Annotated in this window: 16 protein-coding genes; 7 read left to right on the forward strand and 9 right to left on the reverse strand. The window is 45.4% G+C overall.

Translation table 11 applies throughout. The features are described from left to right. The 4 genes from OMP94_RS00005 to OMP94_RS00020 form a co-directional block, all read right to left on the reverse strand. On the reverse strand, positions 1-1,041 hold a 1,041-nt coding region (locus OMP94_RS00005; RefSeq protein WP_266274649.1), incomplete at its 3' end, for an ABC transporter transmembrane domain-containing protein. Continuing rightward, the gene (locus OMP94_RS00010; RefSeq protein ID WP_266274651.1) at positions 1,038-1,463 is read right to left on the reverse strand and encodes an ExbD/TolR family protein; all 426 of its coding nucleotides are present in this window, start codon (positions 1,461-1,463) and stop codon (positions 1,038-1,040) included. The genes OMP94_RS00005 and OMP94_RS00010, both read right to left, overlap by 4 nt. Next, positions 1,460-2,095: a MotA/TolQ/ExbB proton channel family protein gene (locus OMP94_RS00015; RefSeq protein ID WP_266274656.1), complete on the reverse strand. Its 636-nt coding sequence runs from the start codon at positions 2,093-2,095 to the stop codon at positions 1,460-1,462. The genes OMP94_RS00010 and OMP94_RS00015 overlap by 4 nt, the downstream gene beginning before the upstream one ends. Before the next feature lie 54 nt (positions 2,096-2,149). Next, positions 2,150-4,417, reverse strand: a complete 2,268-nt coding sequence (locus OMP94_RS00020) for a DNA internalization-related competence protein ComEC/Rec2 (protein ID WP_266274658.1) — start codon at positions 4,415-4,417, stop codon at positions 2,150-2,152. A 43-nt stretch (positions 4,418-4,460) separates the two neighbouring features. Between OMP94_RS00020 and OMP94_RS00025 the strand changes: the two genes are divergently transcribed. Further along, on the forward strand, positions 4,461-4,985 hold the full coding sequence (locus tag OMP94_RS00025) for a DUF2062 domain-containing protein (RefSeq protein WP_266274660.1): 525 nt from the start codon (positions 4,461-4,463) through the stop codon (positions 4,983-4,985). Here the strand turns inward: OMP94_RS00025 and lolD are convergent. The 3 genes from lolD to rpiA are packed head-to-tail and all read right to left on the reverse strand — an operon-like array spanning position 4,975 to position 7,609. Beyond that, a complete protein-coding gene (lolD, locus tag OMP94_RS00030) occupies positions 4,975-5,655 on the reverse strand; it encodes a lipoprotein-releasing ABC transporter ATP-binding protein LolD (RefSeq protein WP_266274664.1) in 681 nt (226 codons plus the stop codon). The genes OMP94_RS00025 and lolD overlap by 11 nt on opposite strands. Continuing rightward, positions 5,648-6,895, reverse strand: a complete 1,248-nt coding sequence (locus OMP94_RS00035; protein WP_266274666.1) for a lipoprotein-releasing ABC transporter permease subunit — start codon at positions 6,893-6,895, stop codon at positions 5,648-5,650. Before OMP94_RS00035 ends, lolD begins: the two co-directional genes overlap by 8 nt. 48 nt (positions 6,896-6,943) lie before the next feature. Beyond that, on the reverse strand, positions 6,944-7,609 hold the full coding sequence (gene rpiA, locus OMP94_RS00040; RefSeq protein WP_266274668.1) for a ribose-5-phosphate isomerase RpiA: 666 nt from the start codon (positions 7,607-7,609) through the stop codon (positions 6,944-6,946). A gap of 112 nt (positions 7,610-7,721) precedes the next feature. Between rpiA and ilvA the strand changes: the two genes are divergently transcribed. After that, complete coding sequence (gene ilvA / locus OMP94_RS00045; RefSeq protein ID WP_266276406.1) at positions 7,722-9,236, forward strand: threonine ammonia-lyase, biosynthetic; 1,515 nt, start codon at positions 7,722-7,724, stop codon at positions 9,234-9,236. Positions 9,237-9,238: 2 nt separating this feature from the next. Here ilvA and OMP94_RS00050 read toward each other — a convergent pair whose 3' ends face one another. After that, on the reverse strand, positions 9,239-9,940 hold the full coding sequence (locus tag OMP94_RS00050; RefSeq protein ID WP_266274670.1) for an SIMPL domain-containing protein: 702 nt from the start codon (positions 9,938-9,940) through the stop codon (positions 9,239-9,241). Between the two features lie 146 nt (positions 9,941-10,086). On the opposite strand from OMP94_RS00050, the gene pgl reads away from it, so the two are divergent. Genes pgl through apaG form a run of 3 tightly spaced genes read left to right on the forward strand, consistent with a single transcriptional unit; the run spans position 10,087 to position 12,146 of the window. Next, positions 10,087-10,797, forward strand: a complete 711-nt coding sequence (gene pgl / locus OMP94_RS00055; protein ID WP_266274672.1) for a 6-phosphogluconolactonase — start codon at positions 10,087-10,089, stop codon at positions 10,795-10,797. 3 nt (positions 10,798-10,800) lie between these two features. After that, positions 10,801-11,769 (forward strand): glucokinase, encoded by a 969-nt coding sequence (locus OMP94_RS00060; protein WP_266274674.1) that lies wholly within the window; start codon positions 10,801-10,803, stop codon positions 11,767-11,769. Beyond that, entirely contained in the window at positions 11,766-12,146 is a 381-nt protein-coding gene (apaG, locus tag OMP94_RS00065) for a Co2+/Mg2+ efflux protein ApaG (RefSeq protein ID WP_266274676.1), read from the forward strand. Before OMP94_RS00060 ends, apaG begins: the two co-directional genes overlap by 4 nt. Here apaG and OMP94_RS00070 read toward each other — a convergent pair whose 3' ends face one another. Continuing rightward, positions 12,147-13,055, reverse strand: coding sequence for a pentapeptide repeat-containing protein (locus OMP94_RS00070; RefSeq protein ID WP_266274678.1), 909 nt, complete (start codon positions 13,053-13,055; stop codon positions 12,147-12,149). A gap of 39 nt (positions 13,056-13,094) precedes the next feature. Between OMP94_RS00070 and OMP94_RS00075 the strand changes: the two genes are divergently transcribed. Together OMP94_RS00075 and OMP94_RS00080 are read left to right on the forward strand one after the other, a co-directional pair. Next, on the forward strand, positions 13,095-14,708 hold the full coding sequence (locus OMP94_RS00075) for a flagellar hook-length control protein FliK (RefSeq protein ID WP_266274680.1): 1,614 nt from the start codon (positions 13,095-13,097) through the stop codon (positions 14,706-14,708). Next, positions 14,705-14,998: an EscU/YscU/HrcU family type III secretion system export apparatus switch protein gene (locus OMP94_RS00080; protein WP_266274682.1), complete on the forward strand. Its 294-nt coding sequence runs from the start codon at positions 14,705-14,707 to the stop codon at positions 14,996-14,998. The genes OMP94_RS00075 and OMP94_RS00080 overlap by 4 nt, the downstream gene beginning before the upstream one ends. Positions 14,999-15,110 lie beyond the last annotated feature (112 nt).

The raw sequence follows: 15,110 nt of genomic DNA on the forward strand, positions 1-15,110 counted from the left end.
GCGGTCATATTGAATATCACCTTTGGCACGCTCCATATGACGTGTGCCGTTATCTACTTCAGTTTCTTCATCAAGCAGCGAAAAAATACTATCCGCAGCAGCAATACCCGCTTGCAGTTTGGCGTTGACCTTGGTCAGACGTTTTAATGGTGTCAGCAACATCATCATGGCAGTAACAAATGAGATAAAGCCACCCACAGAAATTTCTTCAAGTAACTGTGGCATGGTGGCGATATAAATCACCAACGCCAAACCGCAAGCCGTGATCAACGCAATCAAAGGCTGGCTAATCGCATCAGTGGCGATTTTTTTCATTTGCTGGCTACGGTTCTGCTGATTGACCTTGTCAAAACGCTTAGCTTCATATTGTTGACTACCAAAGGTTTTCACCTCTCGGTGTCCGTCAATGATCTCGCTAGATACGTGACTGACGCTACCCATAGAGTTTTGAATATTTTTACTTAAACGGCGGAAACGAATGCTGACCACATACACAAGAAAGGCGACAAATGGCACGGTGATAAGAATGAATAGGGACAAGAAACCGTTGAGATAGAACATCCAAATCAACAGGCCAAGAATAGTCAGACTGTCACGGATCATGGTCAGTACTGCATCGGTTGCTGCACCAGCAACTTGTTCAACGTCGTAGAGCAATTTGGACATTAGTTGACCAGACGTACTGTGGTCATAGTAGCTGGCTGGTAACATCAGCAGCTTATTAAACATCTCTTCACGTAAGGTTTTAATGACATTACGTGCGATCCAACCTAAACCATAAGTGGTAAAAAAGTCAGCAAAACCACGAACTATAAACAGGCCAATAATGGCAAAAGGAATCAACACGATAACGCTACGATCGCGTTCAACAAAACCACCATCCATTAAGGGTTTCATCACCATCGCAACGCCAGTTTCAGTCGCGGCGTAGACAATCATGGCGATGATGACAGCAACAAAGGCAGGCCAATAAGGTTTTACATATTTCAGCAGTCGCTTGTACAACTGCACAGCGCTCATTTCGTCGTTTTTTTCGGTCATTTATTTTCGTTCTGTGTTTGTCTGGTCGCCAATGTTAGGCGGCTATAACCAAGTTGTTGCGCAACATCCATGGCGGTGACAATTTGTTGGTATTCGGCAGCCGAGTCGGCACTGATGATGATATGTGGATCAGCAATATCACCAACGGCCGCACGCAAGGCATTTTGGAAGTTGTCACGATTATTGACGATAAGCGGTGAGTTATTGATTAATACATCACCATTTGCCTGAATCACGATATCAATAGGATCAACCTGTTCAGCCAATGGTTCCCCAGTGGCTTGTGGCAAATCGACTTTTAGAGAGGTTTCACGGATGAAGCTCGTCGATATCATGAAAAACAATAACAGCAAAAACACAACGTCAATCATCGGTGTTAGATTGACATCTGGCTCCTCTGAATAACGTGGCAGCAGTTTCATGAGTTTTTGGCCTCATCGGGATCAAACTCACGGTCACCATGCAAAATCTCGATTAATTGCATGGCTTGTTCTTCCATATTCACTACAAGGCGATTAATTTTGCCACGGAAATAACGGTAGAAAATGACACTTGGAATTGCGACAACCAAACCTGCTGCGGTAGTGATCAATGCTTCAGAAATACCGCCAGCCAAGGTCTCAGGGTTACCTACACCTTCTGTTGTGATAACTGCAAAAACCTTGATCATACCGACCACGGTGCCAAGCAAACCAATCAGTGGCGAAATTGCCGCGATTGTTCCCAAGGTATTGAGATTCTTTTCCATCAATGCGGTGACATGACGGCCGGTGTCCTCAATACTTTCTTTTGTGATATCACGTGCAGAGTTACGGTCTAATAAACCCGCCGCCAAGATGCGACCAAGCGGGGAGTTTTTTTGCAGGTTTTTGATACGTTCTTGATCAACCTGGTTATAACGAAGCCATTGCCAAATTTGGGTGATTAACTCAGGAGGGGCAATGCGTTTGGTCTGAAGACTCCAGAAGCGCTCAGCAATAATCGCAATTGCAATTATTGAACAGGCAAATAAGGGAAACATTAGCCAGCCACCGGCTTTAAACAATTCCAGCATGGTTTCGAGTCCTGCAGTCTTAAAAAATTGACACCATGATACGTGAAAAAGCGTTTAGTCAGTAGCGTTGGCGCGCCATAGTCTCCTGTCATAAAGCCGCCACTGGATTGGAGTAAATGTTTTGGTGTTATCCAGGGTAAAGATTAAGGCGCCACTCTTTGCAGTATTAAACAGCGGAATTGATCGTTGTTGATACCGCTTCACAACATCAGGTGCAGGAAAACGATAGCGATTATTATAGCCACTGGCGACAATAGCAACCTTGGGCGAGACGGCATTAATAAACGCCTCAGACGATGAGCTTTTGCTGCCATGATGCGGCACTAACAAAACATCTGCAGCTAATTCATCAGGCTTATTCTTAACCAAATATTGCTCAGCCTGACGCTCAATATCACCGGTCAATAAAACACTGCCAAACTGGTTCGAAATTTTTAACACACAAGAACGCTCGTTGGTTGAGCCTGAGGCATTTTTTTCTGGGTGCAGGAACATAAAGTTGACCTGATCCCACGACCATTGATAACCAGCGTAACAATCATTTGCCATCGATAATCTTTCAGGCGCACTGGTGAATTGCTGCGTGACAGGGATATTGTCTATAAGCGAATGGGCACCACCAATATGATCATTATCACCGTGACTGATGATGAGCTTATCGATAGTTTGAGTACCTCGGTATTGCAAATAGGGGATAACCACGGCATCACCGGTATTGAATTCACCAAAAGCGGGGCCAGTATCAAAAACCAGTGTTTTAGATTTGGTTTCGACAACGACGGACAAGCCTTGCCCCACATCTAGGACTGTCAACCTGACCGTTCCTAGTTCAGGTTTATCTGGCAAAAAGGAAAGGCTAGGCAGTAATAAAACTAGACCAAGCCATCTTGCCGGCCATCCCTTTGGCGCTAGTAACCAGACAAAACCAATTAGACTCAGCAAAAGTGCTGGCCATGATAATTCGGGAGTTTGCCAAAGAGCGTTTGGCGAGCCAGCGAGGTATTCCAGTGGCCACCAAAGCCCAGATAGTAAATAGTCAGCTAGCTGCCACAGTGGCTGGCTCCAACTTGGCAGAATAGCCATGACTGCCAAACTTAACAGTAACAAGGGCACAACAAGCAAACTAACAAAAGGCACAGCAAAGAAATTCGCAACCGGCGAGAGCAGGGCGGTGCTATTAAAAAAGATAAACAAAAATGGTGTCAGGCCAATCGCAATCCAAATATGGACAGTTGCCCAATGCCATTTACTGGTTGGGTAACGGTTCTGGCTGACATAAATAATGATGCTGACCGCAGCGAAGGAAAGCCAAAACCCTGGTGATAAAACTGCTAGCGGATCCCAAATTAATACTGCCAATAAGGCTACCGAAAGCATTTGATAACTTAACACCCGACGGCGAATTAAGATGGCACTCATTGCTACAATAACCATGATGAGTGCTCTTTGGCTAGGAACCGACATCCCTGCTAATAGGGCGTAAATCAGAGCAAATAAAATCGCAGTCATCGCACCAAATTGCTGAGCCGGTAATTTGAGACATAGTCTAGGGATGCTTGACCAAAACCAGCGCCCTAAAAAGAACCCAAGTGCGGCAGCAAGTCCGATATGTAACCCTGAAATTGCTAATAAGTGACTGGTGCCGGTATTACGAAGTACATGCCATTGTTCAGGTGACATATTCTCTCTGTAACCAATGGTGAGTCCTTCGACTAAAGCCCGTTGAGGCGAGTCAGCCATATTGGCGTGTAACATCGAGAGTATTTTTGCCCGCCAGACATCAATATTGAACCACTTGGCTTCTGTTAAGCGATGATTATCCTTAGTATCTCGAACATAACCAGTTGCGCCAATTCCTTGTTGGAATAACCAACCTTCATAATCAAAACTGCCGGGATTCACCATACCGTAGGGCGGTTTAAGTCGAACCTTTAACTGCCAAGTTTCGCTTGTTTGCGGAATTTTTTTTGGTGGGTAATACCAATTAAGACGAATCAGATTTGGTAATTGAGCAGAGTTATTTTCTGGTGAAAAGAGAAATCTGAGACGATTGGATTCTTGTTGAGGTAAATCAACGACTGTGCCAGTGATACTTATATCTTTTCCAACCAGCGTTGTTGGTAATGTTTGTTGAAGTGTAAACCAAGCAGTAAAACTCGCCCAACACAAAGCAATACAAAAGCTTAATAGCCAGCTCAGTTTCTTATGGGTGGCAAAGAGCAATACCAAAGCAACAGCTAACCAGATTGGCCAACTGGGTAGGCTCGCTAGCTGTGAAATAACAACACAGCCCAGTAAAAACGCGATGGCAGAGTAAACCATATATCCCTATAATGGCTGCGTTGTTCAGTTAGACTGAGTCGCAATGCCTCGTAAATTCCTAAAAAGAATCATGCCAGATCACAACACGATGCGCGAACATCCGCACTTACAGCGGTTCGGGCAGCGTATTCTTGATCCTAAGCTTTGGCACTTAAATCGCAAACGTGTCGCGCTTGGTGTGGCAATTGGCTTATTTATTGGCTTGATACCATTGCCATTGCAGATGTTAATTGTGGTGCCCATCGCATTGCTTATCAGAGCGAATCTGCCATTTTCGGTGATGGGCGTTTGGATCACTAATCCTTTAACCGTCGCGCCAATCTACTACTTTGAATATAAGTTGGGCGCCATGATTTTGGATATGCCGATAGGGCAATATGCCTTTAGCTTAAGCTGGGAGTGGTTTAGTCGGGAGTTTGCCATGATTTGGCAGCCACTGCTGTTAGGCTCATTTATCTGTGCCACAGTAGCCGCCATTTTAGGCGTGATTTTTGTGCGTATCGCTTGGCGCTTAGTCGTTATTCGTAACTGGTTACAGCGTAAAAAGAAAGTACTGTCTAAAGACTAAGCTTACCGTCAACTAAGGTATAAACCTTATCCATTCTGGCCGCCAGTTGGCGATCATGTGTGACAATTACCAGCGCTGTATTCATCTGCTGATTTAATTCCATAATCAAATCAAAAATTCCTTCAGCAGTCCGATGGTCCAGATTACCTGTAGGTTCATCAGCCAATAAACAAGCTGGATTGGTGATTAACGCCCTAGCCAGAGCCGCACGTTGGCGTTCACCACCAGATAACTCACTTGGCTTGTGCGCTAAACGGTGACTTAACCCGACTTTTTCCAACAATGCTTCGGCCGCTTTTTTGGCTGCCGATGGTTTCTGACCACCAATTACCAATGGCATCGCCACATTTTCGACTGCACTAAACTCGGGCAGCAAGTGATGAAATTGATAAACAAAACCTAGTGACTGGTTACGCAATTGGCTCAACTTACCAACAGATAATGCTGCTAAAGATTGGCCTAATACTTCAATATCACCACTAGTAGGGCTATCTAGACCACCTAATAAGTGCAGCAGCGTACTTTTACCAGAACCAGAACTTCCGACAATCGCAATACGATCGCCGGCGTTAATGGTTAAATTAACATCGCTCAGAACCGGGGTTTCCAACTGGCCATCTTTATACCGTTTGGCCAATTGCCGGCAAACAAGAACAGGCGTATTAGTCATAACGTAAAGCCTCAGCCGGACGTACTTTTGATGCACGCCATGATGGATAAATTGTAGAAAGCACAGACAAGACGAATGCCGTGATACCGATCACGGTGACATCATGCCATTGCAATTGAGACGGTAAGTCACTGATGTAATAGACGTCAGCTGGTAGGAATTGATAGCCCAGAATTTTTTCAATCCAAGCAATGATGTTGGAAACATTCAGCGCTAACGTCACACCACCGATAATGCCGAGCAGGGTACCAATGAGCCCAATTACTACCCCTTGAACCATAAAGATTCCCATAATGCCGCCGGGAGACATCCCTAGAGTACGAAGAATCGCAATATCAGCGCGTTTGTCAGTCACCATCATGACTAAGGTTGATACGATGTTAAAAGCGGCCACAGCAACAATCAGCATCAAGATCACAAACATCACGGTTTTTTCGGTTTTTAATGCCCGGAAAAAGTTAGCGTGTTGATAAGTCCAATCTGCAGCGCGGTATTCCGGCGGTAAACTCATCAAAACATCACGAGTGATTTTTGGTGCTTGATAAACATCATCTAATTGAAGACGTAGACCACTCACACGGCCCGGAATACGGAATAGCGTTGCAGCATCTTCAATGTGCATGATGGCTAAAGCACTGTCGTATTCATACATGCCGATTTCAAACACACCAATAACATTCAACCGCTTTAGACGTGGAATAACGCCAGCAGGGGTCGGCGTAACATGAGGGGTGATCACGGTGATTTTATCGCCCGCCGTCACGCCCATCGCTATCGCTAGGTCTTTACCAAGGACAATGCCAAACTCGCCTGCTTTCAAATCGGTGAGTTCACCAATAACCATCTTGTCACCGATGGTCGAGACTTTGGGCTCTAAAGCAGGGTCAACACCACGAACCATACTGCCGCGTACTTTACTGCCTTGATTGAGCATTGCCTGACCTTCAACGAAAGGCGCACTGCTTTCAACGCGAGGGAAACCATCAATTTGTTTTTCGAGGGTTTGCCAGTCACGTAACGTGCCATCAGCACCCGTGACCCAAGCATGGGAGGTCATGCCGAGAATACGTTCACGTAACTCTTTTTCAAAACCATTCATCACAGAAAGAACAGTGATTAGGGCGGCGACACCTAAGGCCACACCCAGCATGGAAGTCAGTGAAATAAAGGAAATAAAGTGGTTACGCCGTTTTGCTTTGGTATAGCGTGCACCGATATAGACACTCAGTGGTCTGAACATAATCAGCTCATGTAAAGAAAGGCCGGTGAGTCACCGGCCTTAAACTAGTTAGGATTTTGCGTGAACAGTCTTGGTACCGTCTTCACTACCCAGAAGCAGTACATCAGCTGGACGCATGGCAAACAAGCCATTAGTCACTACACCAACGATATCGTTCAGTGTTTTTTCTAATTTAATCGGTTCCATCACTTCCCAACCATGCACGTCTAAGATGACATTGTGGTTATCAGTGATAAAACCTTCGCGGTAAACAGGTTGACCGCCCAATTTGACGATTTCACGTGCGACGTAGCTGCGCGCCATCGGAATAACTTCAACTGGTAATGGGAATTTACCCAAAACATCAACCAATTTGCTGGCATCCGCAATACAAACAAATTTGTCAGCAACTGCTGCGATGATTTTTTCACGGGTTAACGCACCGCCACCACCTTTGACCAGTTGCAGGTTGTGGTTAGACTCATCGGCGCCATCAACATAAACCGCGACTTCACTAACTTCGTTCATGTCAAAAACTTGAATGCCGTGCGCTTTTAGACGCTCTGTTGATGCATTTGAGCTAGAGACAGCACCTTCGATGCGGTGTTTGATTGTCGCAAGCGCATCAATAAAGTGATTGACCGTTGAGCCAGTGCCAACACCAACTACACCAGATGTAGTGATGTATTCGAGCGCAGCCCAAGCTGCTTGCTTTTTCATTTCATCAGCAGTCATTGCTAATCCTTTTACTTTGTTACAGGCAATTTAGCCGGCAATTATAGAGATAAAACCTCGGCAATGGTAACGTACACGCTTTGTAATGTTAAATGACGCCATGCCCAAGCCAATGCTGACCGAATATGTAGAAAAGATCCTCAAAGCCCGAGTGTACGATGTCGCCATCGAAACGCCACTCGAGCCAATGCCACGCTTATCAGCAAGGTTAGACAATCAGATTTTGCAAAAGCGTGAAGACTTACAACAGGTGTTTTCGTTCAAATTGCGTGGCGCTTACAACCGGATGAGTCACCTGACCGCTGAGGAGCGTCAAAAAGGCGTGGTTGCAGCTTCTGCTGGTAATCATGCGCAAGGCGTTGCTTTAGCGGCAAAAAAAATGGGTATCTCGGCATTAATCGTGATGCCAAAGACCACACCGCCAATTAAGGTTGAAGCGGTAAGAGCTTATGGTGCCGAGATTGCATTACATGGCAACAGTTATGACGATGCATATGCCTACGCACAAGAGGCCGTAGCAAAACAAGGTCGGGTATTTATCCATCCTTATGATGATCCTGAGGTCATTGCCGGTCAGGGCACGATTGCGATGGAAATCATGCGTCAGCATCCGGAACCGGTATATGCCATTTTTATTCCTTGTGGTGGCGGTGGCATCCTCGCCGGCATGGCTGCGTATATCAAAGCTTTTTGGCCACAGATCAAAATTATTGCGGTTGAGCCAGCCGATGCAGCGAGTTTGAAAGCAGCATTAGATGCAGGTGAGCGTGTCACTTTAGATCAGGTCGGTTTATTTGCTGATGGCACTGCTGTTCGCCAAGTGGGTGAAGAACCATTTCGTATTGCTCAGCAAACGGTAGACCATGTGGTCACGGTTGATACCGATGAGATTTGTGCGGCTATCATGGATATCTTTAATGATACTCGTAGCGTGGCAGAGCCTTCTGGTGCTTTAGCCGTGGCGGGTGCAAAAAAATATCTGACCAAAAATGGCCTTAAAGATAAAACCGTTGTCGTCATCAATAGCGGTGCCAACACTAACTTTGATCGTTTGCGATATATCGCTGAACGCTCAGAAATTGGTGAACGCCGAGAAGTTCTTTTTGCAGCGACCATTGATGAACAGCCTGGTAGCTTTCAACGTTTTTGCAAAACCTTAGCCGACCGCGGCATAACTGAATTTAATTATCGTTTTGCCGACCAGCAGCAGGCACAAGTATTTGTTGGTGTTCGTATGAGTGGCCGGGATGAAGAGCGTCAAATGCTTTTCGAAAGCCTAGATAAAGCAGGTTATCAGTGGGTGGATTTTACTGATAATGAAATGGCCAAGCTGCATGTTCGATATATGGTTGGTGGTCATGCTCCACAGGCGGAAAATGAACGACTGATCCGCTTTGAGTTTCCAGAGCGACCTGGGGCATTGCTGCGCTTTTTAACCCATATCGGCAAACGCTGGAATATCAGCTTATTCCATTATCGTAATCATGGTGCGGCGTATGGTCGTGTGCTGGTGGGAATTCAGGTAACGCCGGAGTTTGATGCTGAATTCCAGCAGTTCCTTGATACGCTGGGCTATAACTATTGGCATGAAACCGATAACCCAGCGTACAACCTGTTTTTAAAATAACGTTAGTTGAGTTTGCTGCCGTCGGTAATCAATTGGATCTGACCGTTAACATCAACGGTCACTTCATTGCTACCAGCTTCAATTGCAACAGGGGTTGATTTAACCATGGCGTCCATACGCATACCGGCAGCTTCCATGTAGCGTGGCGCATAGCCACCTTGGTTGACGGATAAGCTAACGAGTTGGTACCCATTTGCTGCAAATTGTTCTTGAATTGCTTGGGCTTGTGAACGGAATTTTTCGATAGCCTGTTTTGCCAATTCTTGGCGAGTCGCTTCTAAACGCTCATCAGAAATTGAAAACTGCATCGACTGAATATTGCCATAGGTTTGCAACTCAGCCAGTAACTCGCTCATTTGGGTAAAGTCACCACTTTCTAAGTGCAAACGCTGACTGACTTGCCAGTTGGTAATACGACCCTCCTTGTAAATTGGCTGAGTGCTGTAACCTTGGGTTTGGATGTCTACATTTTTATATGCCTTGGCAACCCGAATAGCATCTTGGGCACTTTTGTTGACTGCTTCACCAAGTTTTGCAGTATCCGTTCCGCTGCGGATGATCTGCAGGTAAGCTGTCACTTCATCATTACTGACTTCTGTTTTTGCATTGGCACTGAGATTAATTAAGTTGTAGTGAATATCTTGGTCAGCTATCGCACTCATGCTGAATAACATGGTGAAAACAAACAGCAGATTTTTGAACATATATCGCTCCCTGTGGGGTAATAAAACAATTAAGGCAGTTTTGAAACTTGCCGTAGCGGGTTGACCACTGCAAAATTAACGTAATCTCTCGGGCATGTCATGTGTCCGGATCGCAAAATTAAGTAAAAAAATAAAAAGGAAGATGGATGAAAGCTCAAGCCAAAATTCTGCCCGATGCGGCGCAATTAATTACAGCAGCGACAGAACACTTTGTGGCCACAGCACGAAATGCCATTGCTAAACGAGGTGTTTTTTATGTTGCACTGGCTGGCGGTTCAACCCCTAAAGGCCTGTACGAAAAATTAGCCACAGAACCCTATCGTCAGCAGATTGACTGGTCGCGTGTGCAATTATTTTTTGGTGATGAGCGTTGTGTTCCTGCTGATCATGATGACAGCAACTATAAAATGGCGCGTTTGGCGATGTTAGATGCGCTGCCAATTCCTGCCGAAAACATCCATCGCGTGCCAACAGAAGCAGGTGATGCGACAACAGCTGCTGAGGCTTATGCCACAACGCTTAAGCAGGTTATGGCTGACGCGAACTTTGACTTAGTTTTATTAGGTTTAGGCCCAGATGGTCATATCGCATCACTGTTCCCTGAAACACCGGCTTTAACAGTTACCGATACATTAACTACTAGTGTTTATGTTGAGAAGTTTGATTCATGGCGTGTGACCTTAACGTATCCGGTCATTAATGCGGCGAAACAAGTCATTGTCTTTATTGCCGGTGCTGCGAAAGCCGACATTGTTAAAGACATCACCACAGACGCAGTGACAGGTTTGCCTGTTCAACAGTTAGCACCTCAAGGTGAATACTTCTGGTTTATGGACCAAGCGGCAGCTGGTCAATAAGCTATGGCAACACTGCTGGCTGCAGATATTGGTGGGACAAAAACCTTAATTCAGTTGCAGACTGTTGAAGGTGAGGTTGTTTTTCATCAAGAGTTTGCCAGCAGTGATTTTGCAAGTTTTGATGATTTGCTTGGCGATTTTCTAAGGCAGTTAGCGCCTGAGAATCTGCCAATTTCTTCTGCTTGTTTAGCTATTGCCGGGCCGGTTGCCAATGGACATGCCAATGTGACAAATCTGCCTTGGCAAATCAGTGCTGATGCACTTTGCCGTGATTTCGATTTGCAACAGGTATTGTTAATCAATGACTTTGCTGCAGTCGGTGAGGGGATTGCCTGTCTAACCGACGATGACTTATTGGTTTTGCAAGAGGCTGAGCCTGATTCAGCGGCGCCAAGAGCCGTTATTGGCGCGGGCACCGGGCTTGGTCAAGCGTTTTTGACACCTCAAGCTGATGGCTGGCAAGTTTGGGCAACAGAAGGTGGGCATTGTGATTTTGCGCCTAACAATGCCACACAACAGCAATTACTGACATGGTTATTTAGCCAATATCAGCATGTTTCCTATGAGCGATTAGTCTCGGGTATGGGGCTTGAAGCTATCTATCAGTTTATCGCTCAGCAAACAGGTAGTGAGGTCATTCATCTATCGGCCTCAGAGGTGAGTTTACGTGCTCAACAAGGTGAACATCTTGCAGAACAAGCATTGCAATTGTTTATTGATATTTATGGCGCTCAGGCCGGTAATTTAGCCTTGACAGTGATGCCGAGAGGCGGGCTATATCTTGCTGGTGGTATCGCTGCCAAAAATCAGACAGCTTTTGTTGATGGCCGGTTTATGCAGGCCTTTTTGGCTAAGGGGCGTATGCAATCATTACTCACCTCAATTCCCGTTTATTTAATTAAAGCCACTGATGTTGGTCTAAGAGGGGCGGCATTGCTTGCGCAAAAAGCCCTGTATAATAATTCGCTATGACAGATCAAATAAACAATATTAATGTTGCCGTAGAGGCAACCTACCTTGATGATGAATCAGATCCAGCAAAGGCACGTTATTTATTTGCCTATACGATCACTATCAAAAACCAAGGCCAATTAGCAGCGCGTTTATTGTCACGCTATTGGAAAATTACTGGTGGTGATGGTCATGAACAAGAAGTCGAAGGTGATGGTGTCGTCGGTAAGCATCCCTATTTAGCGCCAACTGAAAGCTTTACTTATACCAGTGCTGCCATGTTGGATACGCCAGTTGGCATGATGCAAGGCCATTACACAATGCTAAATGATGACGGTGAGCGTTTCGCAGTTGATATTCCGCCGTTCACTTTGGCAGCACCCCAAAAATTACACTAGCTACAAACAGTCGCCGACACTTTGTGGCGCACAGATGCGGCCATCTATCCAAATCGTTTGATTGAGAATGGTGTTGTCTAGCACAACACCACCGAGATTAGCACCACGTAAATCTGCAAATGATAAGTCGGCAGCTGTTAAATCACTGTTGCTTAAATCGCTATTTCGTAAATCTGCGCCTTTAAGTTGAGCTCTTGATAAGTCACTGTAACTTAAATCATTGTGACTTAAGTCGGTATACATCAGGTTGGCATTTGAGAAATTGGTATTTAGCAAAATGCTGCGGCGTAACACACCATTGCGGATATTGCTGCCACTGAGATTTTTCGATGTTAAATCCATCGGTGCTAACACACAGTTTTCCCAGTTTACACTGGGTTCAGCTGACGCCTCGCAATCGGCATTTGTTTCTGGAATGGATGTGGGATAAAGAATTGCGGTCATAAAGATAGCAATGACAATAAACACCAAAATACAGATTGGCCAAAACCATCGCTCGTGTTGAGCCCGATAGCCGGCGAGTAATAATGTTCTTAATTGCCTCTGGGCAATGACTTCATGAGGTTCACGCGCTCGGCGTTGTTGAACCCGCTGCTGAATTTCGGCTTCGGTCGCTTCTTGGTTTTGACGACGATCAAAGCCATCACGCTCATCAAGGTAGCGTTTTGCTTGTTCATTATCAGCCGGCAATATCGAGGTCGGTTCTGCAACCGTTAATTCCAGAATATCGCCAATGGGACGCCAATGCGCGCCATCTTCACTGACTTCGTCTTGCGCCTGTAAGCGACCGAGTAGCCAATTACTTTTTATAAGCGCCAGCGTAAATGGTCCTTTTACTTCACCATTTTGCCGGGTAAACCATTTTTGTCGGTTTGTTCGCATCTTGCTGACTTTCTTATCAGAATCCATTGCTATACTAGCATTGAGCTATCAAAAAGGGTGTAAGCCATGCAGGTGACCATAGCGCCAGCGGCTGACAATAAAATTCAACTTGCAGAGCCTACGCAAATATTGCGTGGCATAGCTGTGGGACAACAAGTTGAAGCCGTTGTTACCCAAAATGCTCAAGCCGGGCAGTTGGTCACTTTACAATTGGCAGATAGGCAAATCCAGATTCGTGCGGAAATTGCCCTCAAGCAGGGGCAAACATTGGTGCTTGAGCGTTTGTCCTCAAACGAAAGTGCTGCACTTAAATTATTATCACTGCTACCTGCCCCCGCTCAAGAAATGCCGCCTGTTGCTTTGAAGCCTGGTGTGCAAATTCCTGTTGAAGTCATGAAAATATTCGCGCAACAAAATGTACTGGTGAGGCTCTTAACACCATTGCCAAATATGTCTAGCGAAGTTGAAGTAGATATTTCTCAGCTTCCTGTAGCGCAGAGAAATATTCGCGCTGGTGATAATTTAGTTATGGAAGTGATTAGACTTCAGCCGTTAAGTATTGCACTGAAAATGCCACCACCAGTGGATGTACCAGCATTACAACGCCAGCTTCTCCCTCAAGTTACCACGCCACCTGCGAAGTTATTAGGGTTAATGACGCCTGTTAGTGAGCCTAACCTTCAACGTTTAGTTCAACCTGCTATGACTCAGTTGCTACAAGCAGTGCCTCCAGTTCAGGTGGTACAAACACCGGAAGGATTACAGCAAGCGGTCAGACAATCAGGTGTTTTTTTAGAGTCACAAATCGCTGCGCAAACCCCTTTAGTTAGAGACTTAAAAGCAAACTTACTCACCTTAGCTGCAGCTTTAAAAACAGCTTTACAAACACCTAATGTGGCCAATTTAACCTCGAGCCAAGTAAATCAATTACCAGAGGTGGTTCGCCAAAATTTGGTAGCCATATTGAGTCAGCCTCAAGGATTACAACAGTTACCCGGGCAAGTACCGAGTTTATTAACCAGTGTCGGTAAAACGCCAACACAATTAATCATGCAACTTTTGGCAGGGCAAACAACCTTGTCAGCGTTACCGCAGCAGTCATCATTAACTCAGCCTGCCCAGACGCTGCCCCCGGTTATTACTCCGCCAAACCAAACGGTGCCAACTCAGGTAGCGGAACTGGCACGGTTGCAATTGTTATTGCGAGAAGTGGAAAGCACATTGGCGCGTGTGCAGCTAAATCAGCTATCAATGCTTAGAGATGTTGATACCAACCCACCAACAGCGCAGACAAATCAATTATGGCTGACAGATTTGCCGGTGAGAGACAAGCAACAACTCCAATGGTTACAACTGCAGGTTGAGCGTCAGGCTAACAAAGAAAAATCTCATGCAGAGGGCGAAGATCATTGGCAGGTAACACTTAATCTAGACACATTGACGTTAGGTAAATTGCAGGCGGCAATCAGTTTGCAAAGTCATTCAGTTCAGGTCATTTTGACTGCCGACTCAGCAGATACAGTGAAATTATTGGAAGAAGACTTGGACTGGCTTTACGCCAAGCTGGCGGCATTAGATTTAACTGTTGGGCAATGTCGTTGTCGTTTGGGGGAGGTGGAGTGGTTGACGCCTGTACCTGATGAAGAGCAGAACCAAGCCTTGTTGGATATTTCCGTATGAGTCGCGCTAAACAACCTTTACGTGCCATCGCACTGCAATACGATGGTGAAAATGCACCAACAGTTTCGGCGACGGGAGAAGGTGCGCTTGCCGAAGAAATTATCAGAATTGCACGCGAAAATAATATTCCACTTCGGCAAGATGCGGATCTCACCGCATTATTAAAAGATTTACAGTTAGGTGAGGAGATCCCGCCGGTGTTGTATCGCGTGATAGCGGAAGTCATCGCTTATGCCTACTGGGTTTCGGGCAAAGTCCCTGTTACTAAAGGGAAAAATTCAAAAATGTGATGCGCGTCACATTGTTGCACATGGTTGATTGTAAACACCTTATCGCAAAGAAACTTTATAAACAGCATTACAAAAATGCTATTAAGTGTTGATTTTAAAATATAAAACGGCT

The organism is Methylophaga sp. OBS3 (assembly GCF_026319325.1).
Lineage (GTDB): Bacteria > Pseudomonadota > Gammaproteobacteria > Nitrosococcales > Methylophagaceae > Methylophaga.

Excerpts from the sequence above, each read along its gene's own strand:
- OMP94_RS00010 (WP_266274651.1), bottom strand. The coding sequence starts at position 1,463 with ATGAAACTGCTGCCACGTTATTCAGAGGAGCCAGATGTCAATCTAACA.
- OMP94_RS00015 (WP_266274656.1), bottom strand. The coding sequence starts at position 2,095 with ATGCTGGAATTGTTTAAAGCCGGTGGCTGGCTAATGTTTCCCTTATTT.
- OMP94_RS00020 (WP_266274658.1), bottom strand. The coding sequence starts at position 4,417 with ATGGTTTACTCTGCCATCGCGTTTTTACTGGGCTGTGTTGTTATTTCA.
- OMP94_RS00025 (WP_266274660.1), top strand. The coding sequence starts at position 4,461 with ATGCCTCGTAAATTCCTAAAAAGAATCATGCCAGATCACAACACGATG.
- lolD (WP_266274664.1), bottom strand. The coding sequence starts at position 5,655 with ATGACTAATACGCCTGTTCTTGTTTGCCGGCAATTGGCCAAACGGTAT.
- OMP94_RS00035 (WP_266274666.1), bottom strand. The coding sequence starts at position 6,895 with ATGTTCAGACCACTGAGTGTCTATATCGGTGCACGCTATACCAAAGCA.
- rpiA (WP_266274668.1), bottom strand. The coding sequence starts at position 7,609 with ATGACTGCTGATGAAATGAAAAAGCAAGCAGCTTGGGCTGCGCTCGAA.
- ilvA (WP_266276406.1), top strand. The coding sequence starts at position 7,722 with ATGCTGACCGAATATGTAGAAAAGATCCTCAAAGCCCGAGTGTACGAT.
- OMP94_RS00050 (WP_266274670.1), bottom strand. The coding sequence starts at position 9,940 with ATGTTCAAAAATCTGCTGTTTGTTTTCACCATGTTATTCAGCATGAGT.
- pgl (WP_266274672.1), top strand. The coding sequence starts at position 10,087 with ATGAAAGCTCAAGCCAAAATTCTGCCCGATGCGGCGCAATTAATTACA.
- OMP94_RS00060 (WP_266274674.1), top strand. The coding sequence starts at position 10,801 with ATGGCAACACTGCTGGCTGCAGATATTGGTGGGACAAAAACCTTAATT.
- apaG (WP_266274676.1), top strand. The coding sequence starts at position 11,766 with ATGACAGATCAAATAAACAATATTAATGTTGCCGTAGAGGCAACCTAC.
- OMP94_RS00070 (WP_266274678.1), bottom strand. The coding sequence starts at position 13,055 with ATGGATTCTGATAAGAAAGTCAGCAAGATGCGAACAAACCGACAAAAA.
- OMP94_RS00075 (WP_266274680.1), top strand. The coding sequence starts at position 13,095 with ATGCAGGTGACCATAGCGCCAGCGGCTGACAATAAAATTCAACTTGCA.
- OMP94_RS00080 (WP_266274682.1), top strand. The coding sequence starts at position 14,705 with ATGAGTCGCGCTAAACAACCTTTACGTGCCATCGCACTGCAATACGAT.